The 24,070-nt window shown below is 69.4% G+C and carries 25 protein-coding genes; 17 read left to right on the forward strand and 8 right to left on the reverse strand.

Going from position 1 to position 24,070, the window contains the following annotated elements:
* The 4 genes from AB0F44_RS22945 to AB0F44_RS22960 all read left to right on the forward strand — a co-directional run.
* On the forward strand, window positions 1-1,404 hold a 1,404-nt coding region (locus tag AB0F44_RS22945), incomplete at its 5' end, for an acyl-CoA carboxylase subunit beta (RefSeq protein WP_357358979.1).
* Window positions 1,405-1,570: 166 nt separating this feature from the next.
* Window positions 1,571-1,783 carry an acyl-CoA carboxylase subunit epsilon gene (locus AB0F44_RS22950; RefSeq protein ID WP_357358980.1) on the forward strand — a complete coding sequence of 71 codons (213 nt, stop codon included), beginning with the start codon at window positions 1,571-1,573 and terminating at the stop codon, window positions 1,781-1,783.
* A 22-nt stretch (window positions 1,784-1,805) separates the two neighbouring features.
* A complete protein-coding gene (locus tag AB0F44_RS22955) occupies window positions 1,806-3,563 on the forward strand; it encodes a biotin carboxylase N-terminal domain-containing protein (protein ID WP_357358981.1) in 1,758 nt (585 codons plus the stop codon).
* Between the two features lie 299 nt (window positions 3,564-3,862).
* Window positions 3,863-4,444 carry an adenylate kinase gene (locus AB0F44_RS22960; protein ID WP_357358982.1) on the forward strand — a complete coding sequence of 194 codons (582 nt, stop codon included), beginning with the start codon at window positions 3,863-3,865 and terminating at the stop codon, window positions 4,442-4,444.
* 30 nt (window positions 4,445-4,474) lie between these two features.
* Here the strand turns inward: AB0F44_RS22960 and AB0F44_RS22965 are convergent, their stop codons facing one another.
* The gene (locus tag AB0F44_RS22965) at window positions 4,475-5,194 is read right to left on the reverse strand and encodes a DUF3152 domain-containing protein (protein ID WP_357358983.1); all 720 of its coding nucleotides are present in this window, start codon (window positions 5,192-5,194) and stop codon (window positions 4,475-4,477) included.
* A gap of 308 nt (window positions 5,195-5,502) precedes the next feature.
* Here AB0F44_RS22965 and egtB point away from each other — a divergent pair, with 308 nt between their 5' ends.
* Genes egtB through AB0F44_RS22990 form a run of 5 tightly spaced genes read left to right on the forward strand, consistent with a single transcriptional unit; the run spans window position 5,503 to window position 9,024 of the window.
* Window positions 5,503-6,759: an ergothioneine biosynthesis protein EgtB gene (egtB, locus tag AB0F44_RS22970; protein ID WP_357358984.1), complete on the forward strand. Its 1,257-nt coding sequence runs from the start codon at window positions 5,503-5,505 to the stop codon at window positions 6,757-6,759.
* Entirely contained in the window at window positions 6,756-7,226 is a 471-nt protein-coding gene (locus AB0F44_RS22975; RefSeq protein WP_357358985.1) for a hypothetical protein, read from the forward strand. Before egtB ends, AB0F44_RS22975 begins: the two co-directional genes overlap by 4 nt.
* A complete protein-coding gene (gene egtD / locus AB0F44_RS22980; protein ID WP_357358986.1) occupies window positions 7,223-8,230 on the forward strand; it encodes an L-histidine N(alpha)-methyltransferase in 1,008 nt (335 codons plus the stop codon). Before AB0F44_RS22975 ends, egtD begins: the two co-directional genes overlap by 4 nt.
* Window positions 8,231-8,290: 60 nt before the next feature.
* A complete protein-coding gene (locus tag AB0F44_RS22985) occupies window positions 8,291-8,617 on the forward strand; it encodes a hypothetical protein (protein ID WP_357358987.1) in 327 nt (108 codons plus the stop codon).
* Complete coding sequence (locus tag AB0F44_RS22990; RefSeq protein ID WP_357358988.1) at window positions 8,614-9,024, forward strand: MerR family transcriptional regulator; 411 nt, start codon at window positions 8,614-8,616, stop codon at window positions 9,022-9,024. Before AB0F44_RS22985 ends, AB0F44_RS22990 begins: the two co-directional genes overlap by 4 nt.
* A gap of 18 nt (window positions 9,025-9,042) precedes the next feature.
* Here AB0F44_RS22990 and AB0F44_RS22995 read toward each other — a convergent pair whose 3' ends face one another.
* On the reverse strand, window positions 9,043-9,720 hold the full coding sequence (locus AB0F44_RS22995) for a TetR family transcriptional regulator (RefSeq protein ID WP_357358989.1): 678 nt from the start codon (window positions 9,718-9,720) through the stop codon (window positions 9,043-9,045).
* Window positions 9,721-9,788: 68 nt separating this feature from the next.
* Between AB0F44_RS22995 and AB0F44_RS23000 the strand changes: the two genes are divergently transcribed.
* Window positions 9,789-10,640, forward strand: a complete 852-nt coding sequence (locus AB0F44_RS23000; RefSeq protein WP_357358990.1) for a 3-hydroxybutyryl-CoA dehydrogenase — start codon at window positions 9,789-9,791, stop codon at window positions 10,638-10,640.
* A gap of 31 nt (window positions 10,641-10,671) precedes the next feature.
* On the forward strand, window positions 10,672-11,835 hold the full coding sequence (locus AB0F44_RS23005; RefSeq protein WP_357358991.1) for an acyl-CoA dehydrogenase family protein: 1,164 nt from the start codon (window positions 10,672-10,674) through the stop codon (window positions 11,833-11,835).
* Between the two features lie 21 nt (window positions 11,836-11,856).
* On the opposite strand, the gene AB0F44_RS23010 is transcribed toward AB0F44_RS23005, so the two are convergent.
* From AB0F44_RS23010 to AB0F44_RS23020, 3 genes are read right to left on the reverse strand one after another with little or no spacing between them, the layout of a single operon-like run.
* A complete protein-coding gene (locus AB0F44_RS23010; RefSeq protein ID WP_357358992.1) occupies window positions 11,857-12,108 on the reverse strand; it encodes a hypothetical protein in 252 nt (83 codons plus the stop codon).
* Between the two features lie 2 nt (window positions 12,109-12,110).
* A complete protein-coding gene (locus AB0F44_RS23015; protein WP_357358993.1) occupies window positions 12,111-13,388 on the reverse strand; it encodes a HAMP domain-containing sensor histidine kinase in 1,278 nt (425 codons plus the stop codon).
* Window positions 13,385-14,101 carry a response regulator transcription factor gene (locus AB0F44_RS23020; RefSeq protein WP_357358994.1) on the reverse strand — a complete coding sequence of 239 codons (717 nt, stop codon included), beginning with the start codon at window positions 14,099-14,101 and terminating at the stop codon, window positions 13,385-13,387. The genes AB0F44_RS23015 and AB0F44_RS23020 overlap by 4 nt, the downstream gene beginning before the upstream one ends.
* A 181-nt stretch (window positions 14,102-14,282) precedes the next feature.
* Here AB0F44_RS23020 and AB0F44_RS23025 point away from each other — a divergent pair, with 181 nt between their 5' ends.
* Genes AB0F44_RS23025 through AB0F44_RS23040 form a run of 4 tightly spaced genes read left to right on the forward strand, consistent with a single transcriptional unit; the run spans window position 14,283 to window position 18,404 of the window.
* The gene (locus AB0F44_RS23025; RefSeq protein WP_357358995.1) at window positions 14,283-15,350 is read left to right on the forward strand and encodes an AAA family ATPase; all 1,068 of its coding nucleotides are present in this window, start codon (window positions 14,283-14,285) and stop codon (window positions 15,348-15,350) included.
* Window positions 15,347-16,300, forward strand: a complete 954-nt coding sequence (locus tag AB0F44_RS23030) for a DUF58 domain-containing protein (RefSeq protein WP_357358996.1) — start codon at window positions 15,347-15,349, stop codon at window positions 16,298-16,300. Before AB0F44_RS23025 ends, AB0F44_RS23030 begins: the two co-directional genes overlap by 4 nt.
* 16 nt (window positions 16,301-16,316) lie before the next feature.
* Entirely contained in the window at window positions 16,317-17,315 is a 999-nt protein-coding gene (locus tag AB0F44_RS23035; RefSeq protein WP_357358997.1) for a VWA domain-containing protein, read from the forward strand.
* 33 nt (window positions 17,316-17,348) lie between these two features.
* Window positions 17,349-18,404: a trypsin-like peptidase domain-containing protein gene (locus tag AB0F44_RS23040; RefSeq protein WP_357358998.1), complete on the forward strand. Its 1,056-nt coding sequence runs from the start codon at window positions 17,349-17,351 to the stop codon at window positions 18,402-18,404.
* 14 nt (window positions 18,405-18,418) lie between these two features.
* Here AB0F44_RS23040 and AB0F44_RS23045 read toward each other — a convergent pair whose 3' ends face one another.
* Window positions 18,419-19,327 (reverse strand): EamA family transporter, encoded by a 909-nt coding sequence (locus AB0F44_RS23045; RefSeq protein WP_357358999.1) that lies wholly within the window; start codon window positions 19,325-19,327, stop codon window positions 18,419-18,421.
* Window positions 19,328-19,412: 85 nt separating this feature from the next.
* Here AB0F44_RS23045 and AB0F44_RS23050 point away from each other — a divergent pair, with 85 nt between their 5' ends.
* Window positions 19,413-20,276: a LysR family transcriptional regulator gene (locus AB0F44_RS23050; protein ID WP_357359000.1), complete on the forward strand. Its 864-nt coding sequence runs from the start codon at window positions 19,413-19,415 to the stop codon at window positions 20,274-20,276.
* A 25-nt stretch (window positions 20,277-20,301) separates the two neighbouring features.
* Here the strand turns inward: AB0F44_RS23050 and AB0F44_RS23055 are convergent, their stop codons facing one another.
* Entirely contained in the window at window positions 20,302-21,975 is a 1,674-nt protein-coding gene (locus tag AB0F44_RS23055; RefSeq protein ID WP_357359001.1) for an alpha/beta-hydrolase family protein, read from the reverse strand.
* The gene (locus tag AB0F44_RS23060) at window positions 21,950-22,423 is read right to left on the reverse strand and encodes an LURP-one-related family protein (RefSeq protein ID WP_357359002.1); all 474 of its coding nucleotides are present in this window, start codon (window positions 22,421-22,423) and stop codon (window positions 21,950-21,952) included. Before AB0F44_RS23060 ends, AB0F44_RS23055 begins: the two co-directional genes overlap by 26 nt.
* A 188-nt stretch (window positions 22,424-22,611) precedes the next feature.
* Here AB0F44_RS23060 and AB0F44_RS23065 point away from each other — a divergent pair, with 188 nt between their 5' ends.
* Complete coding sequence (locus tag AB0F44_RS23065) at window positions 22,612-24,066, forward strand: basic amino acid/polyamine antiporter (RefSeq protein ID WP_357359003.1); 1,455 nt, start codon at window positions 22,612-22,614, stop codon at window positions 24,064-24,066.
* The last annotated feature ends 4 nt before the right edge of the window (window positions 24,067-24,070 follow it).

Here is a 24,070-nt window from a genome sequence, read left to right on the forward strand (position 1 = left end):
CACCGTTCGGTGGCGTTCGGGCTGGAGAAGAACCGTCCCTTCGGCGACGGGGTGGTCACCGGGTACGGCACCATCGAGGGCCGTCAGGTCTGTGTCTTCTCCCAGGACTTCACCGTCTTCGGCGGCTCGCTGGGTGAGGTCTATGGCGAGAAGATCACCAAGATCATGGACCTGGCCATCAAGACCGGGTCCCCGCTGATCGGGATCAACGAGGGCGCCGGCGCCCGCATCCAAGAAGGCGTCGTCTCCCTCGGCCTCTACGGCGAGATCTTCAAACGCAACGTCCACGCCTCCGGGGTGATCCCGCAGATCAGCCTGATCATGGGCAACTGCGCCGGCGGGCATGTCTACTCCCCCGCGGTCACCGACTTCACCATCATGGTCGACAAGACCTCCGGCATGTTCATCACCGGCCCCGATGTCATCAAGACCGTCACCGGTGAGGACATCACCATGGAAGAGCTCGGCGGCGCCCTGGCCCACAACTCCAAGTCCGGGGTGGCCCACTACATGGGTGCCGATGAGGCCGACGCGATCGAGTATGTCAAGGCGCTGTTGTCCTACCTGCCGTCGAACAACATGGAGGAGCCGCCCGCGTTTGATGAGACCGCCGACCTGGAGATCTCGGAGCTGGACCGGGAGCTGGACACCTTCATCCCCGACGGCGGGAACCAGCCCTACGACATGCACGAGGTGATCTCCCACATCGTCGATGATGAGGAGTTCCTCGAGGTCCAGCCGCTGTGGGCGCCCAACATCATCATCGGCTATGCCCGTGTCGAGGGCCGCCCGGTCGGGATCGTGGCCAACCAGCCGATGCAGTTCGCCGGCTGCCTCGACATCGACGCCTCCGAGAAGGCCGCCCGCTTCGTACGCACCTGCGACGCCTTCAACGTCCCCGTGATCACCTTCGTCGACGTCCCCGGGTTCCTCCCCGGCACCGACCAAGAACACAACGGCATCATCCGCCGCGGCGCGAAGCTGATCTATGCCTACGCCGAGGCCACCGTCCCCCTGGTCACCATCATCACCCGCAAGGCCTACGGCGGCGCCTATGACGTGATGGGCTCCAAACACCTCGGCGCCGACATCAACCTGGCCTGGCCCACCGCCCAGATCGCGGTCATGGGCGCCCAAGGCGCGGCCAACATCATCCACCGCCGCACCCTGGCCGACCTGGAAGCCTCCGGCGCCAGCACCGACGAGGTCGAGGCCAAGCGCGCCCAGCTGATCGATGAGTACGAGACCACCCTGGCCAACCCCTACATCGCCGCCGAACGCGGCTACATCGACGCCGTCATCCCACCCCACGAGACCCGCGCCGAAGTCACCCGCGCCCTGCGACTGCTGCGCACCAAGCGCGAGACGCTCCCGGCGAAGAAGCACGGCAACATCCCGCTCTGAGTCGGCCCCGAAGCGAAGCGAGGGTCGGCGAAGAGCGGATAAAGCCGAGTCGGCGCAACCGGACCGCAGCGAAGCGAAGCGAGCGAGGACCGGATTGCGCCGACTCGGCGGGCTCCCAACCCAAACCAGACGCAACCCGAACCAAGAACGAAAGGTGGTCACGGACATGACCAGCCCTGATGAGCAGAAGCCGTTGCTCAAGGTCATCGACCACAACGCCACCCCCGAAGAGATAGCCGCGATCGTGGCCGTCTTCTCGGCCCTGGGCTCAGCCGAGCCCCCGAAGAAGAAGCAGCGCTCCCTGTGGGCCACCCCCAAGCTGCGTACCCCGATCCACCCCGGCCCCAACGCATGGCGCGCCAGCGCGCTGCCGAACTGACCGTCGTAGAAAGCAGAACACCGTGCCTGAACTGACAAAGGTTTTGATCGCCAACCGCGGTGAGATCGCCGTTCGAGTGATCCGTGCGTGCAAGGACGCCGGGATCGGCTCGGTCGCGATCTATGCGGACCCCGACCGTGACGCGCTCTTCGTGCGGCTGGCCGATGAGTCCTACTCGTTGGGTGGAGCCACCCCCGCGGAGTCGTACCTCTCCATCGAGAAGATCATCGACGTCGCCCGCCAGTCCGGCGCGGACTCCGTGCATCCGGGCTATGGGTTCTTGGCCGAGAACGCCGACTTCGCCACCGCCGTGATCGAGGCCGGTCTGACCTGGATCGGTCCCTCCCCCGAGGCCATCGATGCGCTGGGTGACAAGGCCAAGGCCAAGCAGATCGCGCTCAAGGCCGGTGCGCCGTTGGCGCCGGGTCTCAAGGACCCGGTCAAGGACGCTACCGAGATCGTCTCCTTCGCCAAGGAGTACGGCCTCCCGGTCGCCATCAAGGCCGTCTTCGGTGGCGGCGGCCGCGGTCTGAAGGTCGCCCGCACCCTGGAGGAGATCCCCGACCTCTACGAATCCGCCGTCCGTGAAGCGGTGGGGGCGTTCGGTCGTGGTGAGTGTCTGGTGGAGAAGTTCCTCGACCGCCCGCGTCACGTCGAGACCCAGTGCCTGGCCGACACCCACGGCAACGTCGTGGTGGTCTCCACGCGTGACTGCTCCCTGCAGCGTCGCCACCAGAAACTGGTGGAGGAGGCGCCGGCGCCGTTCCTGTCCGAGGAGCAGAACAAGCGGCTCTATGAGTCCTCCAAGGCGATCCTGCGGGAGGCCGGCTACGTCGGCGCCGGGACCTGTGAGTTCCTGGTCGCCGCCGATGGCACCATCTCCTTCCTCGAGGTCAACACCCGCCTCCAGGTCGAACACTGCGTCTCCGAAGAGGTCACCGGCATCGACCTCGTGCGCGAGATGTTCCGGATCGCCGCCGGCGAAGAACTCGGCTATGAGGACCCGGAGGTCCGCGGCCACTCCATCGAGTTCCGCATCAACGCCGAAGACGGCGGCAACAACTTCATGCCCGCCCCCGGCACCCTGACCGAATGGGCACCACCCGCCGGACCCGGGGTGCGCCTGGATGGGGGTTATGAGAAGGGGGAGACCATCCCGGGCTCCTTCGACTCGTTGATCGCCAAGCTGATCGTCTCCGGCCGCGACCGCACCCAAGCCCTCGAGCGTTCACGTCGTGCGTTGGATGAGTTCAAGGTCGACGGGATGCCGACCGTGATCCCCTTCCACCAGGCCGTGGTCTCCGACCCGGCCTACACCGCCCAGAACGGGTCGTTTGAGGTCTACACGACCTGGATCGAGACCGACTTCGACAACCAGATCACGCCGTATGCCGGTGCCACCGGTGAACCCGCCGAGGACGGCGAGCGGCAGACCGTGGTCGTCGAGGTCGGCGGCAAACGCCTCAACGTCTCCCTACCCGCCGGGCTCGGCGGCCTCGCCGTCGGCGGCGGCGCCGCGGCGAAGAAGCCCAAGCGGTCAGCGAAGAAGGCCGGTGCGGCCGCCTCCGGTGACTCGGTGACCTCGCCGATGCAGGGAACCATCGTCAAGATCGCCGTCGAAGAAGGCCAAGAGGTCACCGAGGGCGACGTCGTCGTGGTCATCGAGGCCATGAAGATGGAACAACCCCTCAAGGCCCACAAGACCGGCGTCGTCACCGGCCTGAACGCCACCGTGGGCGAGACCGTCGCCAACGGCGCCGTCATCGCCGAGATCAAGTAGCTGAAGGGACCCGTGATGACACCAGCGCCTGCAACTCTCCCAAGGCCTCAGTCGCGTGGCAACGTCGGCATGCAGTGGCTCGCGACGGCGCCTCAGACACAGCCGCGGCACTCTCGCCACCGACTGCCCTGGGGCACCGTCCACATCCGAAGGAACGGCTCCCAGCGAACGGCCTGCGGAGAACCGACGGCGCTCTGGTACACCTTCTGGGAGCTCCCCGTCGACATGACGTCTCCCGAGATGTGCCGGTCGTGCGCACAACGTGCCGCGGGCGATCACGCGAGCATGGCGGGTCGCTGATGCGGATCATCATCATGGGCCCACCCGGTGCCGGTAAGGGCACCCAGGCCAAGTACCTTGCCCAGCACTTCGGCATCCCGGCCATCTCCACCGGCGACATCTTCCGCAGCAACGTATCGCTGGCCACTCCCCTGGGCCTGGAAGCCAAGCGCTACCTGGACGCCGGCGAGTACGTGCCGGACGAGGTCACCAACAACATGGTCCGCGACCGGGTCGCCGAGCCCGACGCGGCCAACGGCTTCCTTCTCGACGGCTATCCCCGCACGCTTGCACAGGTCGAGGAGCTCGACGGGATGATCAAGCCCACCGGCCACGAGCTCGACGTCGTCATCAGCCTCGTCGTCGACGAGCGCGAGGTCGTCGAGCGGCTGCTGCAGCGTGCCCAGATCGAAGGCCGCGCCGACGACACCGAGGACATCATCCGACGCCGCCAGGAGATCTACCTCGAGCAGACTGCGCCACTCATCGACGCCTATCGCAGCCGAGGCCTCATCGTCGAGGTCGACGGCCTCGGCGAGGTCGACGAGGTCACCAAGCGGATCCTCAGCGCCTGCGATTCATCCGCCGACGCCGTCTGCTGAGACGCCAACTGTGCCGGGAACTCGTCCGGCTCAGTGCCCCGCGAGATCCGCGCGGGCCGGCCACGGATTGGCGGCGCAGCCGTCCAGCCCCTTGGTCTGTTGCAGCATCACCGGGGCGGGCGCGGCGTCGCCCGGGCACTCCACGTGCGGGTAGCCGAGGGCGTGACCGGTCTCATGGTTGACCACGTACCGCCGGTAGTCGGTCAGGTTGTCGGCGTAGCCCTCGGCGCCGAAGTGCCACCGCCAGGCATTGAGTACGACATCGCTGCCGTTGCGGCAGGACAGCCGGCCATCGGTGTCGAGCGGCGCACACAATGCGTCGGTGGTCTCGGGTGTGGCGAGAACGATCCGCAGGTCGGCGTCACCGTCGACGCGTACGAGCCGGTGCTTGACCGCCCAGCCGCGCTTGTCGGCGAGTGTGGTCTGGATGAAGCGTGCGACCTCGTCGGTCGCGTAGGGCACTCCCTCTTCCACCTCGACCCGGTACGTCGTCGCGTTCTCGATCGGGCTGGATGGGGCGGCGGCGACGTCGAATCTGCCCGGCCCGCGCTCGGGTATGGACACGGACGATGCGGGTGGTCCGCTCGGTCGGGGTACGCGACCCTCGACTGCGGCGACCTCGCCGTTGAGCTCCTTGGTCCTTGGCGTCGGAGACACAGTGGGCGAGGTGGCATCCAATACGACCGCGACCCGCTCGGTGCTCTCGTTGGGGTCGCCGTCCCGCGCCATCGGGACCAGCGGGACGGCCACGGCCGTTCCCGTGAGGAGGACGGCGAGAACGGCGAAGCCGCCTGCCGTACGTCTTCGACCTCTGCGGCGAGGTGCGGCTCGGTGCCTACTCATCGGCTCGCCGCGACGAGGCAAAGCGCGCGCCGCGCGTCCACGCCGCCGTCCGAAGCTCCTGCACGACTCAGATTCTAGGTGCCCCGACTGCACACCGGGGCCGGTATCGACCCGGTCGTGGCCGCCGCTAAAAACACGTGGCGTGGGTTGGGCGACCAGGCAGAGTGGTTCGTAGCACTTGGCGTACTCGACCTTCCACCGTCAGGAGACGTGAGATGGACACGACCACCGCGATCGCCCGCTTCGACGAAGTCCGGGCCGACACCGAACGCCTCGCAGCACCCCTCTCCCCCGAGGACCAGACGGTCCAGTCGATGCCGGATGTCTCGCCCACCAAGTGGCATCGCGCGCACGTGACCTGGTTCTTCGAGACCTTCGTGCTGGCGGAGAACGAGCCCGACTTCACACCATTCCAGGACAAATACTGGTTCCTCTTCAACAGCTACTACGAGCAGGTCGGACCGAGGTACTCGCGGCCGCTGCGTGGCGTGATCAGCCGCCCCGGGGCGTACGAGGTCGGCGACTACCGGCGCAACGTCGACGACCGGGTCAGGGACCTGCTCGACCGCGTGGACGAGGGCACCTTCGCCAAGCTCGCCCCGACCATCGAGCTCGGCTTCCACCACGAGCAGCAGCACCAGGAGCTGCTGCTGATGGACATCAAGCACGTGCTGTCGCTCAATCCGCTGCAGCCGACGTACGCCGGGCGTCCGGTCGCTGGCGACGGGGTCGACCGGCTCGGATGGGTCGATCTCGACGGCGGCCTGGTCGAGATCGGGTCCGAGGGTGGTGGGTTCTGCTTCGACAACGAGCTGCCACGGCATCAGCAGTGGCTGGAGCCGTACCGGCTGGCCGACCGGTTGATCACCAACGGTGAATGGCTGGAGTTCATGGCCGACGGCGGCTACCGGCGCCCCGAGCTGTGGCTCTCGGACGGATGGGCGCGGGTCAACGCCGAGGGCTGGGAGGCGCCCTTCTACTGGCGCGAGCTCGACGGTGAGTGGTTCGAGCACACCCTGCACGGCACATCGCCGCTCGACCCGGGGCTGCCGGTCTGCCATCTGAGCCACTACGAGGCCGACGCGTACGCCACCTGGGCCGGCAAGCGCCTCCCGACCGAGGCCGAGTGGGAGCACGCTGCCCGGACCTACGAGGTGGCCGGCAACCTCGCCGACCGGGACAGCTTCCACCCACGCGCGGCAGGCCCCTCGACCGGCGGCCTGCGGCAGCTCTTCGGCGACTGCTGGGAGTGGACCTCGTCGGCGTACCTGCCCTACCCGGGCTTCCACCCCGCCGCCGGCGCGATCGGCGAGTACAACGGAAAGTTCATGTCGAGCCAGATGGTCCTCCGCGGCGGCTGCGCGCTCACCCCGCCGGGACACACCCGTGCCTCGTACCGGAACTTCTTCCCGCCCGGCGCACGCTGGCCCGTCACGGGGCTCCGGCTCGCCGACGACGGGCGTCGTGCGTGACCTGGTCGGCTGCCGTCACGTGCGCCCATCGCGGCATCCTCGGACCGCGCAAGACCCACGTCGAGTGGGCCTGTGATCACCAGGACTGCCCCGCTCCGCTGCAGCTGGGTTCATGGACCGTCGCAATCAGCGGCACCGTGGACGCCTCGTGGCGCCTCATCCTCGACCAGGCGCAGCAGGAGCGCCTGCCGGTCGGCTCTGCCGTGGTCCAGCTCGCCATCGAGCTGGCGGTGGGCGGCTTCTCGGTTCTCCTCAGTGACGGGGAGGACCTCGCCCTGCTGACCGGCGACGAGGGCAGCAACCTTGTGGAGCCGGCGTCCTGGGAGTACGTCGTCAGCAACCGTCCGCTCGGAGGCGCTCCGTCCACCTCGATCCCGCCGCGCACCATCGGGGTCCTCAGCCCGTGCGGGCCCACCTGGTGGCGACTCGACACACCTCAACACAACTCGAAGGAGAACTCCGCGTGACCCTCGACAGCAACGGCCAGACCAGCACCAGCACACCAGCCCGGGGCAGGCTCACCACCCTGTTGACCGCCGAGGACCTGCGTCAGAGCCTCGCGGAGGACGCGCGCACCGGCTTGAGCGCGGCTCCGAAGTGGCTTCCACCGAAGTACTTCTATGACAAGCGTGGTTCGGAGCTGTTCGAGGAGATCACCCGGCTGCCCGAGTACTACCCGACCCGCACCGAACGGGCGCTGCTGACCGAGCACGCGCGGGAGATCGCCGAGGCCTCCGACGCCGAGGTGCTTCTCGAGCTCGGGTCTGGCTCCTCGGAGAAGACCCGGCTCCTGCTGGACGCGCTGACCCAGACCGGCCGGCTGACGACGTACGTCCCGGTCGATGTCAGCGCCAGCGCGCTCACCCAGGCGATGGATGCACTCGCCGACGAGAGGCCGGGGCTGGTGCTGGAGGGCGTCGTCGCCGACTTCGACCAGCATCTCGGGCAGCTGCCGACCCCGGGACGCCGGCTGATCGCACTGCTCGGCAGCACCCTGGGCAACTACGACCGTCCCGGGCGAGAACGGTTCCTGGGTTCGGTCGCCGCCGCCATGCAGCCCGGGGAAGGTCTGCTGCTCGGGCTGGACCTGGTCAAGGACCCCGGGCAGCTGGTCGCCGCCTACGACGATTCCGCCGGTGTGACCGCCGAGTTCAACCTCAACGCGCTGCGCGTTCTCAACCAGAGCCTGGGCGCCGACTTCGACCTCGACGGTTTCCGGCACCTGGCGCTCTGGAACACCGAGGAGGAACGTATCGAGATGCGGCTCGTCGCGCAGGAGTCCACCCGCGTGGAGCTGCGCGAGCTCGACCTCGATATCAAGTTCGACGAGGGTGAAGAGCTCCTCACCGAGCTGTCCTGCAAGTTCCGCCGAAGCACCGCCGCTCTCGAGCTCACTGCGGCGGGCTTCCGCGACCTTCGCTGGTGGACCGATCCGGAGAAGGCGTACGCGCTCGTCCTGGCCAAGCGCTGACGACGACAACGGTGCCCGGACTTGCAACCTGTACCCAGGTCCGGGTTTACCGTTGTCGATATGGAGAGCTTGCTGACCACCGACGCGTGCACGATGCCGACCGCTGAGCGCCCGCTACGGCTGGCGGAGTTCGATGCCCTGTTCGCGACATCGGTCCGCCGCGTTCGACGGCGCGGCAACGACGTACGACGCATGCACCTCGTCGGCACGGAGGGTCTCCTCGAGCGGGTCCGCGACCTGACCGCACGCGAGACCGCGTGCTGCTCATTCTTCACCTTCACCATCGATGGCACCGACGAGGACCTCACCCTCGACATCTCGGTGCCGCCCGCGCGCCAGGAGATCCTTGACGCCCTGGCCGAACGAGCCCAGGAGCTCTCCTCGTGAGCCTGCGGATCAACGACGTCGCTCAGGCTGCGGGCGTCAACAAGGAGACGCTGCGTTACTACGAGCGCCGCGGGCTGATCGAGCAGCCGGACCGAAGTCCGGGCGGGCATCGGCTCTATGACGAGCGGGCCGTACAGACCCTGCGGATCATCAAGGCAGCCCAACGGCTCGGGTTCACCCTCGACGAGGTGGCCGACCTGATCGAGGTCGGCCGACGTCGTGGGCGAGACTCCGGGCTCCAGGTGCGCGCTCGAGCCAAGCTGGTCGAGGTCGAGGCCCGGATGGCTGACCTCATCGCGATCCGAGACAACCTCCGCGCCGCCCTCGACGCTGGCTGCGACGATCTGCACGAGTGCGCGAGCAGCGACTGCTGCCCACTGCCGTTCGCGGAGATCACCACCAGATAGACCGACGCGCCACTCGGCTCAGGGCGTTTCGTTGTCGAGCAAGGGCTGGAGCTGCGCCTGGATGGCGGCGGGCGTGGCCGAGGTGCGTAGGACGACCACGGCGGAGGACGGCTCGAGGCCTGAGGGCTGATAGCGCTCGAGGGCGACCCGCATCGCCTGGTCGAGCTCGGTCTCGGGGTCGGAGGTCTGGTCCCGGAGCCAGCGCCGGAGCACGTAGTTGTGCGCGGCCACCAGGTCAGCTGCCAGGAGATGGGCCCGAAGCTGCCCGTCGGGCAGATCGGACATCCACTCGCGGAGCCAGCGCGCGAACAGCCGCTGGTACTGCTGGATCCCACCCGTCTCCCGGGCACGAAGGGCCGGCACCGAACCGACCAGGCGGTAGCGAGCTCGCGCCAGCTCCCCCTCGTCGATGTAGTGACGCAGCACGACGCGAGTGGCCTCGCTCAGCGCAAGCGCACGCGTGGCCGGGGTCGCGGCGGCCAGACGCTCGTCGATGCGACCGAGCAGCAGGTCGTGCTCGGGGAAGATCACGTCGTCCTTGGACCCGAACGCACGGAAGAAGGTCGTACGCCCGACGCCGGCGCGACGCGCGATGTCCTCGGCGGTCGTCGCCTCGAACCCGCGTTCCTCGAACAGTTCGAACGCTGCTGCGACCAGACGGTCCTTCGTCGTCGCTGGTCGAGGCTTCTCGCTCATGATCTGAACCTACTTGTTGGTACGCCGTTCCGTCTATAAGGTACGGAGTACCAACAAGGAGGCTGCACATGAACGGGTTCAACCACATCGGCGTCGTCGGCGCGGGACTGATGGGCGCCGGCATCGCCGAGGTCGCCGCGCGCGCCGGCAAGGACGTCGTCCTCATCGACGCCAATCCGGCTGCCGCCGAGGCCGGTCACGACCGCCTCCGGGCCTCCCTCGAACGGGCAGAGCAGCGCGGGAAGATCACAGACGCCGCCGAGGTGCTGAAGCGCATCACCGTCAGCAGCGACCTCGAAGCACTCGCCGACCGCGACCTGGTCATCGAGGCGATCGTCGAGGACGAAGCCGCCAAGACGACGCTGTTCACCCGGCTCGACGCCATCGTCACCGACCCCGAGGCCGTACTGGCCTCCAACACCTCCTCCATCCCGATCATGAAGCTCGCGGTCGCCACCGAGCGACCCGCGCAGGTGATCGGGCTGCACTTCTTCAACCCGGTCCCCGTGCTCTCCCTCGTGGAGCTCGTGCCCAGCCTGCTGACCGGGCAGGAGACCGCCGACCGGGTGCGTACGTTCGTCGAGCAGGACCTCGGCAAGCACCCCATCGACTCCCAGGACCGGGCGGGCTTCGTGGTCAACGCGCTGCTGATCCCGTTCGTGCTCTCCGCGATCCGGATGCTGGAGTCCGGGTTCGCGACCGCCGAGGACATCGACCAGGGCCTCGTCCGCGGCGCCGCCCACCCCCAGGGACCGCTGGCGCTCGCGGACCTCATCGGGCTGGACACGACCAAGGCCGTGGCCGAGTCGCTCTACGAGGAGTTCAAGGAGCCGCTCTACGCCCCGCCGCCGCTCCTCGCGCGGATGGTCGACGCCGGCCTGCTGGGCCGCAAGACCGGCCGCGGCTTCTACCACTACTGAGATCGACTCAGCCATCGACCAAGGAGACACCATGACCGACGACTTTCCCTACCTCGAGCTCGCCGACCACCACCTCGACCTGCGCGAGGCGGTGCGCGCGATCGCGGCGAACAAGATCGCTCCGTACGCCGCGGAGGTCGACACCGCCGCCAGGTTCCCGACCGAGGCGTACGACGCGCTCGTCGCCTCCGGGTTCCACGCGGCGCACGTGCCGGAGGAGTACGGCGGCGAGGGCGCCGATGCGCTGGCGACCTGCATCATCATCGAGGAGATCGCGCGCGTGTGCGCCTCCTCCTCGCTGATCCCCGCGGTCAACAAGCTCGGCAGCCTCCCGCTCATCCTCGCCGGCTCCGAGAGCCTCAACCAGCGATACCTCCCGCCGCTCGCCGCAGGCACCTCGGCGTTCTCGTACGCCCTCTCCGAGCGCGAGGCCGGCTCCGACACCGCCTCCATGAAGACCCGCGCCGTCCTCGACGGCGACCACTGGGTGCTGAGTGGCCAGAAGTCGTGGATCAGCAACGCCGGGATCTCCGACTACTACACCGTCCTCGCGGTCACCGACCCCGACGGCCAGCGAGGCCGTAACGTCAGCGCCTTCGTCGTGGAGAAGAGCGACGAGGGGTTCACCATCGGTGCACCCGAGAAGAAGCTGGGCATCAAGGGCTCCCCCACCTGCGAGCTGATGTTCGACGCCGTCTACCTGCCCGGCGACCGCATCATCGGCGAACCCGGCACCGGCCTCCAGCTCGCCCTCCGCACCCTGGACCACACCCGCATCACCATCGCCGCCCAAGCCGTCGGCATCGCCCAGGGCGCCCTCGACCAGGCGCTGGCCTACGTCCAGGAACGCCAGCAGTTCGGCAAGCACATCGCCGACTTCCAGGGGATCCAGTTCATGCTCGCCGACATGGCCATGAAGCTCGAGGCCGCCCGCCAGCTCGTCTACATCGCCGCCGCCAAGTCCCAGCGGGACGCCAGCGACCTGCCCTTCTTCGGAGCGGCCGCCAAGTGCTTCGCCAGCGACACCGCCATGGAGATCACCGTCGACGCCGTCCAACTCCTCGGCGGAGCCGGCTACACCCAGGACTTCCCGCTCGAACGCATGATGCGCGACGCGAAGATCACCCAGATCTACGAGGGCACTAATCAGATCCAGCGCCTGGTGATGGCACGCCAGCTGCTCGGGACGCGGTAGCCGCGCACTGGCGGTGACGGCTCAGCTCTCCCAGCAGTCTTCCCACGTCTCGTACGTCGGGTCGTCGGCGTACGTCGTCGACCAGCGGGCTTCCTCGACCGTCTCGACCTTCTCGACCTTCTCGACGGTGCCGTAGTAGGTCGTCGGCTTGGTGGGAGGCGTGGGGGCTGGGTCCACCTGGACGGTGACGTTCATGCAGGCGCTGGTGACGGCTCCGAGCAGAACCACGGGGGCGAGAGCTCGTACGCCGAGCCACGTCGATGCTGTTCTCATGCTCACTCCTCAAAGGGTAGGTCCGTACGCCGCCCGAGCAGCGGGTCACCTTCTGGTGGCGCGTCGGTGCGCCCGGCCGAACGGTTCATGGCGTGGTCGGGGAGCCAGAGCACGAAGGTGCTCCCGGCCGAGCCGTGGCTGACCAGCACGAGCCGGCCCTCGTGACTCTCGGCGATCTGGCGGGCGATGGAGAGGCCGAGGCCGGATCCGTCGGTGACCGCGTCATCCCCGGACGTACCGTTGCCCCGGTAGAACCGGTCGAAGACGCGTTCCTGGTTCGCCTCGTCGATCCCCGGACCCTCGTCGGCGACCGCGGCCCAGGCCCAGCCGTCTTGGCTGCCCATGCCGACCGTGAGGGTGGAGTCGGCCGGGGCGAGTCTGACCGCGTTGGACAGCAGGTTGGCCATGACGCGCTGCAGCGCGTCGGGATCGCCGACGACGACCGGCCCACCATGGCTGCGCTCGACCACGCTCAGGCCGCGCGCCTCTGCCGGCAGCCGATACTCCCGAACCGCCGCGGTGACAGCCGCGGCCAGGTCGACCTGACGGTCGGTGAAGGCCTCCGAGCGGCTGCGGGCGATGGCCAGCAGGTCCTCGAGGAGGCGGCGCATCCGGCGGGTGGCCTGGAGCACGACCAGGCTGGCCTCGCGGCGTTCGGGGATGGTGGAGCGATCGTTGGCGAGGACGGCCTCGACGTTGGTGTGGATGAGCGAGACCGGGTTGCGCAGCTCGTGGGAGACGTCCTCGACGAACCGGCGCTCGTCGGAGAACGCCCGGTCGAGGCGGGCGAGCATGGAGTCGATGGTGTCGGCGAGCGTACGCAGCTCGTCGTGCGGTCCGGTCGCGCCGATGCGCCGGGTGAGGTCGGAGGCGTTGATCTCCTGGGCGGTGCGGGTGATCGCGCCGACCGGCCGCAGCGCGCGCCCCGCCACCCACCAGCCGATGGCCAGGCTGAGCACGAACATCACGATCAGCGCGATGATCGAGTAGTTGCGCAGTGTCTGGAGCGAGGCGTAGTTGACCGCCTCCTGCACGTCGGCGAAGTCCGCGGCCTGGAACTCCTGCCCCGGTTTGTAGACGATGTGGCCGTCCTCGGTCTCGAACTTCTTGACCGTCACCGGGTCCAGCGGCGCGGCGCTGATGCTGCTGGAGAGCGCGAGATAGACCCCGGCGAGCAGCAGCGCGGTCACCCCGAACAGGAGCGAGGAGTACGTCAGGGTCAGCCGCACCCGCACCGTACGGAGCCACCGCGGCACCAGCCGACCCGGACCCTCGCTCATGCGGTCGCGCCCTGATCCAGCTCGGGCAGGTCACGGAGCCGGTAGCCGCGGCCGACGACGGTCTCCAGGGCCGGAGTCTCCTCGCCGACGGTGAGCTTGCGACGCAGGGTGCCGACGGTGACCCGCACGGTCTGGGTGAACGGGTCGGCGTTCTCGTCCCACACGTGCTCGAGGAGCTCCTCGGCCGAGACGATGTAGGCGGGCCGGGTCATCAGATAGCGCAGGACCGAGAACTCCTTGAGCGTCAGCCCGAGCTCCCGGTCGCCGCGCCGGGCCAGCTGCCGGGCGGTATCGAGCCGGATCGGTCCGTGCGACAGCACCGCGGTGCCATCGCTGCTCGGCCGGCGCAGCAGCGCGCGCAGCCGCGCGGTCAGCTCGGCCAGCTCGAACGGCTTGGTCAGGTAATCGTCGGCGCCGACGTCGAGGCCGCGGACCCGGTCGTCGAGGCGGTTGCGGGCGGTGAGCATCAGGATCCGCGGGGCCTCCTCGCCGGGGATCTCCACATCACCCGTACGCAGCGCCGCGGCGACCTCGAAGCCGCTCCCGTCGGGCAGATTGATGTCCAGGACGACGAGGTCGTAGGCGTTCACGCCGAGCTTCTCCAGGGCATCCGCGACGGATCCGGCCCCGTCGACGGCGTACCCCTCCCGCTGCAGCGCGACCCGCAGGGCGCTGACCAGGCCCGCCTGGTCCTCGACGATCAAGACCCTCACGCTCAAGAACGGTAGCGCGTGGCCAGGCCGGCGCCCATGCGTAGGACGTAATCGCTCTGTATCGGTTCCGCCCAGCTCTTTCGGATCGCTTTCGGTGCCGTTTCCGCTGGTTTTCGCCTTTCTTCGATGTGATCGGTGCTCAGCAGACCCATCCAGGACACAGCCAGCCAGGGAGGTCCCCATGTGGGAGCCAGAGCACAAGCAGCCGATCACACAGCCGGTCCGGTCCGACATCGGGACCACTGCCGTCCTCGAGCGCGTGCTGTTCGAGGTCAAGCGCGTCGTCGTCGGCCAGGACCTGATGATCGAGCGGATGCTGGTCGGGCTGCTCGCCCGCGGCCATGTGTTGCTCGAGGGTGTGCCGGGCGTCGCCAAGACCCTTGCCGTACGCACCCTGGCCGACGTCGTCGGCGGCTCGTTCGCCCGGCTCCAGTTCACCCCGGACCTGATGCCCTCCGACATCGTCGGCACCCGGGTCTGGCGCCCGTCGGCGGAGCAGTTCGACACCGAGCTGGGTCCGGTCTTCGCCAATCTCGTCCTCGCCGACGAGATCAACCGGGCCCCGGCCAAGGTGCAGTCGGCGCTGCTGGAGGCGATGGCGGAGCGCCAGGTCAGCATCGGCGGCACCAGCCATCGCCTGCCCGACCCGTTCCTCGTCCTCGCCACCCAGAACCCGATCGAGAACGACGGCGTCTACCGGCTGCCCGAGGCCCAGCGCGACCGGTTCCTGCTGAAGGTCGACGTCGGCCACGTCGACGAGCTCGAGGAGATGACCATCATCCAGCGGATGGGCACCCAGCCGCCGCACGCCGAGCAGATTCTCGACGCCACCGCGCTGCGGCAGCTGCAGTCACGAGCCGACCAGGTCTTCGTCCATCACACCGTCGCGCAGTACGCCGTCAAGCTCGTCATGGCGACGCGTACACCGCACGCCTACGGGCTCCGCCACCTCGAGGGCCTGCTGGCCTACGGCGTCAGCGCCCGCGGCAGCCTCGGTCTCATCACCGCAGGCCGTGCCCTGGCACTGCTGCGCGGACGCGATTACGTGCTGCCCGCCGATGTCGCCGATCTGGCCGGCGACATCCTGGCCCACCGGCTGGTGCTCACCTTCGACGCCGAGGCCGACGGGGTCGACCCCCGCGCCGTCGTGGACGCCGTCCTCGCCGTCGTCCCGCAACCGCGGGCGACGCCGAGCGACGACGACTCCGAGACCGCCGAGCCGACGCCCGATGCGGAGCTGGCCTCGTGAACCCGGCACGGCGCTCGCCCGACGGCGCCTTCCGGAGGCTGGATCTGACCGTCCAGCGCCGGGTGAGCGGGCTGCTCCAGGGCGAGACGGCCGGGCTGCGGCTCGGGCCGGGCAGCGACGCCGAGGAGCTGGTGCCCTACTCCCCCGGCCACGACGTACGCCGCATCGACTGGAACGCCACCGCCCGCCTGGGCGACCCGCACGTCTGGCTCACCCAGGCCGAGCACGAGCTCGAGACGTGGGTCCTGGTCGACCGCACACCCAGCATGGCCTTCGGGACCGCGCTCGCCGAGAAGGTGGAGGTCGCCGAGGCGACCGTCTCCGCGATCGGCATCGTGGCCGACGGCCCCGGCAACCGGGTCGGGCTCGGAATCCTGGATGCAGGCGGCGTACGTTGGCGCCCGCCCACCACGGGTCGCCGGGTCGCTCGTCGGCTGCTGACCTCGGAGCCACCTTCGCCGCGTAGCGGCGGCGCGGAAACATCCGGCGCCACTTTCGCGACGGCACTGGTCGAGCTCGGCCGGCGCGCCCGGATCCCGGGGCTGCGGGTGATCGTCTCCGACCTGCTGCCCACGGACGGGACCTGGGAGCGGCCCTTCGACTGGGAGCCCGCGCTGCGGCGGCTCACCGCGCGCCACGACGTGATCGTCGTCGAGATCGTGGACCCTCGCGAGGTGGACCTGCCCGCCGTCGGCCACGTCACGATCCTCGACCCGGAGACCGGCCGTCAGCACGAGGCCGACACCTCCGACCCGCGGCTGCGGGCGGCGTACGCCGAGGCGATGACGTCGCTGCGCGAGCACAACGCGGAGGCCGTCCGGGCCGCCGGTGCTGACCACCTCCGGGTCTCGACCGACGACGACTGGGCACGCCTGCTCATCCGCCTGCTGCGCCGTCGGGCACGGCACCCCCGGCCGGCCCGCTCACGCTCGGCCACGGCCACCCACTGACCGGAAGGAGCCCTCGATGAGACTCACCCAGCCCCTGTTCCTGCTCGCGCTGATCCCGATCGCCCTGCTCGCCATCGGCTACCTGGTGATGCAGCGCCACCGGATCAGGTACGCCCTCCGGTTCGCCACCGCGCCCATGCTCGAGCGCCTCGTCCCGCACCGCCCCCGCTGGCGCCGCCACCTGGCGGCCGGGCTGGTCGTCGGTGCCTTGGCCCTGCTGGCCGTCGCCACCACCCAGCCCCAGGTCCGGGCACAGGTGCCATACGAACGCGCCACGATCCTGGTCGCCATCGACACCTCCGCTTCGATGACGGCCGAGGACATGCCACCCAACCGTCTCGAGGCCGCGAAGGCCGCCGCCGTCAGCTTCGTCGACCAGCTCCCGGCGCGCTACAACGTCGGGCTCGTCACCTTCTCCAGCAACGCTCGCGTCGTCTCCAGCCCGACCACCGATCACGCCCTGGTCGCCCGCAGCATCGAGGGTCTCGGCCCGCCCGACGGCGGCACCGCCATCGGTGAGGCCGTCTACTCCTCGGTCAACGACCTGCGGCAGATCCTGGACGAGGCCGGGGCGGGTGGTCCGTCCGCCTCACCCTCGCCCGACTCCGAGGACGACACCGACGAGGAGGGGTCGCCGGCCCACCTCGTACTCCTCTCCGACGGTGGCAACTCCGCCGGTCGCCACCCGGCAGCCGCGGCCGAGGCCGCCCGTGAGGCGGGACTGCCGGTCTCGACGATCGCGTACGGCACCGAGGGCTCCAGCGCCGCCCTGCCCGGCGGACAGTCGGTCGAGGTCCGCGAAGACACGCTGCGGGAGCTCGCCGACACCACCGGCGGCCAGTTCTACCGCGCCTCCAGCGCCGACGAGCTGCGCGAGGTCTACGACGACATCGGCACCCTCGTCGGCTACCACGTCGAGTACCGCGAGATCACCGTCTGGGTCGTCATCGGCGCCATGGTCCTCGCCTTCGTCGCCGCCGCGCTCTCCCTGCGCTGGTTCGCCCGGCTCATCTAGCCACCCCGAGATCCAGGACAGGAAGGCACTCTCGTGAACGACACCGCATCGCCCGGGCCCGGCCTCGGCCGACCCACCGGCCCGCAGCAGTGGACCATCTCGGCGCCGCCCGCCCGCGCCCTCCGCCCGCTCCAGCCCGCACCACCACCCCCGATCCGACCAGTCGCACCCCCGCCGACGCCACTGTCCGCGCCGAGCCCGACCCCCCTGTCGGCACCCCCTCCGGCACGACGTGTGGTGCGTGACCGCTACGGCAGGGTGCGGCTGGTCGCCCAACCCGGATCCCCCGGGGCGGGCTCTCCACAGGGCCGGCCGACCGGCACTCCCTCGGAGCCGCCCGCCGCGCTGGCCAGGCGCCCACGACGTACGCGCACCGTCACGCTCACCCTTGCGGCGGCCGTCGTCGCGGGAGCGGCGACCAGCGGCGCGATCGCCCTCATTTCCCCCGACCGACAGCCCACCGCCGGCACCATCGCGGCGCCAGCCCCAGACGCCCAGGGAGGCGCGCCGACCAACGCCACCGAGGCCGCCGCCCAGCGCATCCTGCCCAGCGTGGTGCAGGTCCGTGCCGGCCGCGGCACCGGTTCCGGGGTCGCCATCGACGGTGTCGGCCACGTGGTCACCAACGCCCACGTCGTCCAGGGCTCCGACTCGGTGAGCCTGGTGCTGGCCGACGGCAGCACCACCTCGGGCCGCGTCATCGGCAGCGACGAGCGCAACGACATCGCGGTGATCGCCACCAACCCCAATGCCGTACGCGCCGCCACCATCGGTCAGAGCGGCAACCTCCGGATCGGACAGCCCGTGATCGCCGTCGGTTCGCCCCTCGGCCTCAACGGCACCGTCACCTCCGGCATCGTCAGCTCGCCCCACCGCTCCTCCGGATCGAGGCCCGAGATGATCCAGACCGACGCCGCCATCAATCCCGGCAACTCCGGCGGCCCGCTGGTCGACCTCCAAGGCCGCGTCGTCGGGATCAACACCTCCATCGCCACCCTCGGCGGGCCCAGCGGTAACATCGGCATCGGCTTCGCCGTCCCCATCGACCGCGTACGCACCGTCGCCCAGAGCCTGATCAGCCAGGGCTGAGCGCGAAGGCGGGACTAGCCGCACAGGAGCGTCGTCTCCGCGGCGCTGTGCGGAGTCTCGTCAGCCGGGCCAGACGGACTGCGGCCTCCGGCACGCTCTGCTCCGACGCCGGCCGCGACCACGAGACCGATCCCGAGCACAGCGATGAGGTTGGGCACCTGATGGAGAGCGACGAACCCGATCACCAGCGCGAGCGCCGGCTCGAGCGCCATGAACGTCCCGAAGGCGCCGGCGGTGAGGCGACGTAGCGCCAGCATCTCCAGGGCGAACGGCACCACCGGCACCAGAAGGGCCAACCCCAGGCCGGCGAGCACCAGCTCCGGCGTGAGTCGTCCCACGATGCCGGGGCCGACCACGATGCTGGCGACGACCGCCGCGACCGGCATGGAGATCGCGAGGCCGCCGATGCCGCTGACCGCGTCGCCGACCCGCTGGGTCAGCAAGATGTAGCACGCCCAGCACGCGGCCGCGCCCAGGGCGAAGGCCACCCCCACCACGTCGACGGTGCCATCCCACGGTTGGGTCAGGCACATCACCCCACCGGCCGCCACGAGCGCCCACGCCCGGGCGATGCCGCGACTGCGAACGACGGCCACCCCGAGTGGCCCGAGGAACTCCAGCGCGGCGGCCGTGCCGAGCGGAAGCCGGGTCAGAGCCGCCATGAAGAGCAGGGTCAGGCCGGAGGTGACCACGCCGAGAGCGACGCCGGCCAGCAGCGTCTCGCGCCCGAACGCCGAGGGACGCGGCCGGACGAGGACGAGAAGCAGCAGAGCCGCCCAGAACAGGCGCAGCCAGGCGACACCCGCCGCACCGAGCTGGTCGATCAGGCCCACCGACGCCGCGAGACCCAGTTGTACGCAGAGCATGGCCGCCATTGCCATGGAGGCGCCGGCACGGGCGGAGTGGGGAGCTGTGGTGGTCATGCCATCCAGTCGACCCGATGAGATCCGTTCGTGTCCACGTGACATTTCTGGACATTACGTTCGCAAATCCGAAACAATGAATCCCGTGGACGTACGTCGGCTCCGGATGTTGCTGGAACTCTCTCGTCTCGGCTCGATGCACGAGGTCGCCGCCGAGATCGGCACCAGTACGTCCAGCGTGTCCCAGGCCATCGCGGCGCTCGCGCGGGACGTCGGCACAGACCTCATCGAGCCGGATGGTCGGCGCGTACGCCTCACTCCGGCGGGCCACCGTCTTGCCGAACACGCCGTCACCATCCTGGCGGCGGTCGATGCCGCTCGTCTCGACCTCGACCCGGACGCGGAGCCGGTCGGCGTGCTCAGGGTGGCCGGGTTCGCGACCGCGATCCGGCGCTCCCTCATGCCCGCGATCGACGGTCTCCGGCACGCTCACCCCGGGCTCGAGGTGCGGGTGCACGAGCACGAGCCGCCAGAGGCTCTGGCCCTGCTGGCGCGCGACGACATCGATCTTGCTCTTGTCTATGACTACAACGTCGCCCCCGCCTCCTGGCGCAGCGACCACGACACCGTGGCGCTGTGGGAGGTCGAATGGGGCCTCGGAGTGCGGTCGCACGAGCCGCGTGCTCCGCTCGCGACCTATGCCGACCGAGACTGGATCGTGAACTCGCGTCACACCGCCGACGAGGAGGTGCTGCGCACGCTGGCGTCGATGGCGGGATTCACGCCCCGAGTCGTCCACCGAGTCGACGCCCTGGAACTCGTGGACGACCTCATCCTCGCCGGTCACGGACTCGCGTTGTTGCCGCGAGGACGCACCTCCCGCCGTGGCGTCACGGTGCGGCCCTTGACCGACCCCAGAGTGCGACTGCGCGCTTATGCCGTGACTCGCCGAGGTCGCGACCGATGGGCGCCACTACGTGCAGTCCTGAACCGACTTCCTCAGGTCTGACCAGGAGACCTGGCAACGCCACGGCTCACCTCAGCCACACCCGGTCGCCGATCACCGCGGCGAGCTCGTCCGTGCGCTGATCGGTCCATCCCGGGGGCGGCAGGATCGCGGCCCAGGCGTACACCGGTGCGGTGCCGAACTCGTGGCCCTGCCCGCGGGGCACCGAGTTGGCGGAGAGCTGGTCGACACCCAGCTGCAGCATCGTCACCCCGGGGATCCAACGTACGTTCGGGGAGACGCCGCGGCCGCGTTCCTCCTCCAGCCAGTCGGGGCGCTCCAGGGCCAGCGACGGCGACCACCAGGTGATCGGGTCGTTCGCGTGCTGGAGATAGCCGATCCGGGTGCCGTCCCAGGCGCCGGGCAGCTCCCACTGCTCGGGCCGGTCGGCGAAGCGTACGATCTCGCCGTCGTCCAGGATGGGCAGCACCTGCGGGGTGCCCGGCTCGCGTTCCTCGGTGAACCGGTTCCAGAGCCGGTTGTCGGCGGTCGGGCCCACGAACAGGGCGCCGTCGGTGCGGGTCGCGAGATCCTGGGCCCCGCTGAAGGCGGCCTCACCACCGAAGCTGCCCAGGCTCTCCCCGCTCACCACCAGCAGCGGGCGCTCGGCCTCTGGGATCTCCAGCCAGCGTCCGTAGACGGCGTCGAAGAGCGCCAGGCCGGCGTCCTGCGCGCGCTGGCGGTCCAGGACGAAGGACATCCAGCTCGGGAGGTAGGAGTACTGCAGGCTGACCGTCGCCGCGTCGCCACCCCACATGAACTCCAGCGCCTGGGCCTGGTTCTCGTTGATCCAGCCTCTGCCCGTGCCGGTGACCACGTTGATCACCGCGCGGTCGAACCCGCCGAGCGCGTCGAGCTCGGCCACCGCGGCCTGCGCCTCGTCGCGGATGTGGACGCCTTCCTCGCCGGCCCCGATGTAGGCCCGCACCGGCTGCTCGGCAGGCTCCTGGGTGAACTCGCCGATGTCCTCCGCTGTCGGCGCGCTCGCGATGAAGACCCGTCCCTGGCGACCCAGGTCCTCCCATTCCTGGGACGAGGCCGGGCCGGCCGTGAGCTCGGGCGTCGTGGGCGCGGGTACGCCGGTGGTGAACTCCTCGTTGATCGTGGCGAAGCTCGAGTCGAGTGCTCCCAGCAGCCGGTTGCCGCCCACCCCGATCGCCAGCTCATAGATCAGGACCGCAGCGATCAGGCCGCCGATCACGGTCGACGCGGCAGCGGGAAGGAAGCGGCCGACGAACCGGCCGATCGAGCCGCCCAGCGCCCTGATCCCCCGCGACAGCCCGAGCAGCAGCGCGAACAGGACCGCGGTGAACAGCACGGTCAGCACGAGGTGCCAGAAGCCCACCCGCTCGACCCCGACCAGGTCGCGTACCTCGTTCTCCCACCGCAACGACAGCCCCAGCACGATCAGGGTGCCGACGCCGGCAACGCCGGCGAGAATCCGCCACGAGACCACCCTCGCCCGGCCCGCCAAACGGCCACCGCAGCTGCGGACCAGCCACCCGGCCAACGCGCCCGCGCCGTACCCCGCCAGCATGCACAGCGCGGTGAGCAGCGCCTGGAAGAGCGCCGTCCGCGGCATCAGTGAAGGGGTCAGCGACGCCCAGAGAAGCACCACCGTGCCGGCCGTCGCTGCGAACGGCGCTCGCAGCTGCCCTCGCAGCACGTCGACCGCGTCACTTCGCAGGATGGACCATCGCATCGACCGCTACGGTCACGGCCAGGATGAGCGCTGGTTCTTCGCCGGGTGCGACCTCGACACCGTAGGTGTCCCGGACGCGGAACCACTTCTTGGACACCTCGGCGATCTTGCGGCCGTCGGCCTCGATGTCGTATTCGTGGTCGACGATGTTGCCCTGGACCGTCCAGTCCTCACCCTGCTCGCGGTCGACCTTCCAGCGTTCACGCAGCGGCGAGATGAGGGCCTTGTGCACGAGGGCTAGCTTCTCGCCGTCGGCGTCCTCGATCGCCATCGAGTCCCGGATGTGCAGGACCCTGGTCTGGATACGGCAGATCTTGTTGCCGTTGGCGTCCTCGAGATCGAACGTGTCGCGCAGCCGCAACGCCTTGCCATCGACGTGGAAGACCCGGTCGCCGTCCTCGTTCTCGATCCAGTAGTCGTCACCGATCGAAATCATCTTCTGGCGCATCTGGAAGCGGCTGGCGCTCCCGCCGCGCCCGAAAGCCTCACGTTCCTCTTGGCGTTTCTCGCGTCGGTCACGAAAGCCCATCGTTGTCTCCCTTCACAGGACCATCCCAGGGTCGTCGCAGACGGGGCGGGGCGGATCACACGTTCCGGGTGAGGTGGACGGATCGGATCGGACATCAGATCAAGGGCATGAGTTCTGACGCTGCCACCACCGAGGCCCCCGCTGCAGCGAAGATGAGTCTCCCCACCCTGACCGCGATGGTCGTGGGTGGGATGGTCGGCGCCGGCGTCTTCTCCCTGCCGGCCCGGTTCGGGGTCGCCACCGGCATCCTCGGCTCGCTGATCGCCTGGGCGATCGCGGGCGCCGGGATGCTCATGCTGGCGTTCGTCTTCCAGAGCCTCGCGATCCGCAAGCCCGAGCTCGACTCCGGGGTCTTCATCTACGCCAAGGCCGGCTTCGGCGACTACGCGGGCTTCAACTCCGCGATCGGCTTCTGGGCCAGTTCCATCGCCGGCAACACCTTCTACTGGGTCTTCATCGGCGCCACCATCGGCGCGTTCTTCGAGGGGTTCGGTGACGGCGACACCGTGCTCGCGGTCGCGCTCTCGACGCTGGGGGTGTGGCTCTTCCACTATCTGATCGCGCGCGGCGTCCGGGACGCCGCGGTGATCAACCGGATCGTCACGATCTTCAAGGTCCTGCCGATCCTGGTGTTCATCGTGGTGCTCTTCATCTCCTTCGACGCCGGCGTCTTCGCCGACAACTGGGTCGCCACCGGCTACGGCGATCTCGGCAACCTCGACGAGCAGATCCGCAACACGATGCTGATCACGACCTTCGTCTTCATCGGCATCGAAGGAGCCAGCGTCTACTCCCGCTACGCCAAGAAGCGCGAGGACGTCGGGAAGGCGACCGTGCTGGGCTTCCTCAGCGTGCTGTCGATCTTCGCGCTCGTCACCCTGTCCAGCTACTCCGTCGTCCCGCAGCCGGAGCTGGCCGCCACCCGGCAGCCGTCGATGGTCGGAGTCTTCGAGTCGGTGGTCGGCGACTGGGGCGAGGTGTTCATCAGCGTCGCGGTGATCGTCTCGGTCCTGGGCGCCTACCTCGCCTGGACCCTGATGGCCGCGGAGGTCATGTACATCCCGGCCCGCTCCGACGACATGCCCACCTTCCTGGGCCAGGAGAACCGCAACGGCACCCCGATCACCGCGCTCGTGGTGACCTCGCTGGGCGTCCAGGCGCTCCTCGCCCTCACGCTGTTCGTCAACGACGCGCTCAACTTCATGCTGGATCTCGCCACGAGCCTGGCGATCCTGCCCTACCTGCTGGCCGCCGCGTACGCCCTCAAGCTCGGCCTGACAGGCGAGGCGTACGAAGGGGTGCCGGCCCGAGTGCGTCGCAAGGAGACGATCGTGGCCGGCATCGCGACGGCGTACACGATCTTCCTCTTCGACGCTGCAGGGCTGAAGTTCGTGCTGCTGATGACGCTGATCCTCGCGCCGGCGTCGCTGCTGTACATCAAGGCCCGCAGCGAGCATGGCCGGCGGATCTTCAGTCCCACCGAGATCGCCCTGTTCGGCGCGATCCTCATCGGAGCGGCGATCGCCGTCCTCGGCCTGCTGTCCGGCCGGATCTCCCTCTGACCTC

Source organism: Nocardioides sp. NPDC023903, assembly GCF_040639295.1.
In the GTDB taxonomy this organism is placed as follows: domain Bacteria; phylum Actinomycetota; class Actinomycetes; order Propionibacteriales; family Nocardioidaceae; genus Nocardioides.

Coding starts and splice junctions, on each gene's coding strand:
- AB0F44_RS23045 (WP_357358999.1), bottom strand. CDS start 19,327: ATGACCACCACAGCTCCCCACTCCGCCCGTGCCGGCGCCTCCATGGCA.
- AB0F44_RS22950 (WP_357358980.1), top strand. CDS start 1,571: ATGACCAGCCCTGATGAGCAGAAGCCGTTGCTCAAGGTCATCGACCAC.
- AB0F44_RS23010 (WP_357358992.1), bottom strand. CDS start 12,108: ATGAGAACAGCATCGACGTGGCTCGGCGTACGAGCTCTCGCCCCCGTG.
- AB0F44_RS23060 (WP_357359002.1), bottom strand. CDS start 22,423: ATGCGCCAGAAGATGATTTCGATCGGTGACGACTACTGGATCGAGAAC.
- AB0F44_RS23035 (WP_357358997.1), top strand. CDS start 16,317: ATGAGACTCACCCAGCCCCTGTTCCTGCTCGCGCTGATCCCGATCGCC.
- AB0F44_RS23000 (WP_357358990.1), top strand. CDS start 9,789: ATGAACGGGTTCAACCACATCGGCGTCGTCGGCGCGGGACTGATGGGC.
- AB0F44_RS23015 (WP_357358993.1), bottom strand. CDS start 13,388: ATGAGCGAGGGTCCGGGTCGGCTGGTGCCGCGGTGGCTCCGTACGGTG.
- AB0F44_RS23055 (WP_357359001.1), bottom strand. CDS start 21,975: ATGCGATGGTCCATCCTGCGAAGTGACGCGGTCGACGTGCTGCGAGGG.
- AB0F44_RS22985 (WP_357358987.1), top strand. CDS start 8,291: ATGGAGAGCTTGCTGACCACCGACGCGTGCACGATGCCGACCGCTGAG.
- AB0F44_RS23025 (WP_357358995.1), top strand. CDS start 14,283: ATGTGGGAGCCAGAGCACAAGCAGCCGATCACACAGCCGGTCCGGTCC.
- egtB (WP_357358984.1), top strand. CDS start 5,503: ATGGACACGACCACCGCGATCGCCCGCTTCGACGAAGTCCGGGCCGAC.
- AB0F44_RS23065 (WP_357359003.1), top strand. CDS start 22,612: ATGAGTTCTGACGCTGCCACCACCGAGGCCCCCGCTGCAGCGAAGATG.
- AB0F44_RS23005 (WP_357358991.1), top strand. CDS start 10,672: ATGACCGACGACTTTCCCTACCTCGAGCTCGCCGACCACCACCTCGAC.
- AB0F44_RS22960 (WP_357358982.1), top strand. CDS start 3,863: ATGCGGATCATCATCATGGGCCCACCCGGTGCCGGTAAGGGCACCCAG.
- AB0F44_RS22995 (WP_357358989.1), bottom strand. CDS start 9,720: ATGAGCGAGAAGCCTCGACCAGCGACGACGAAGGACCGTCTGGTCGCA.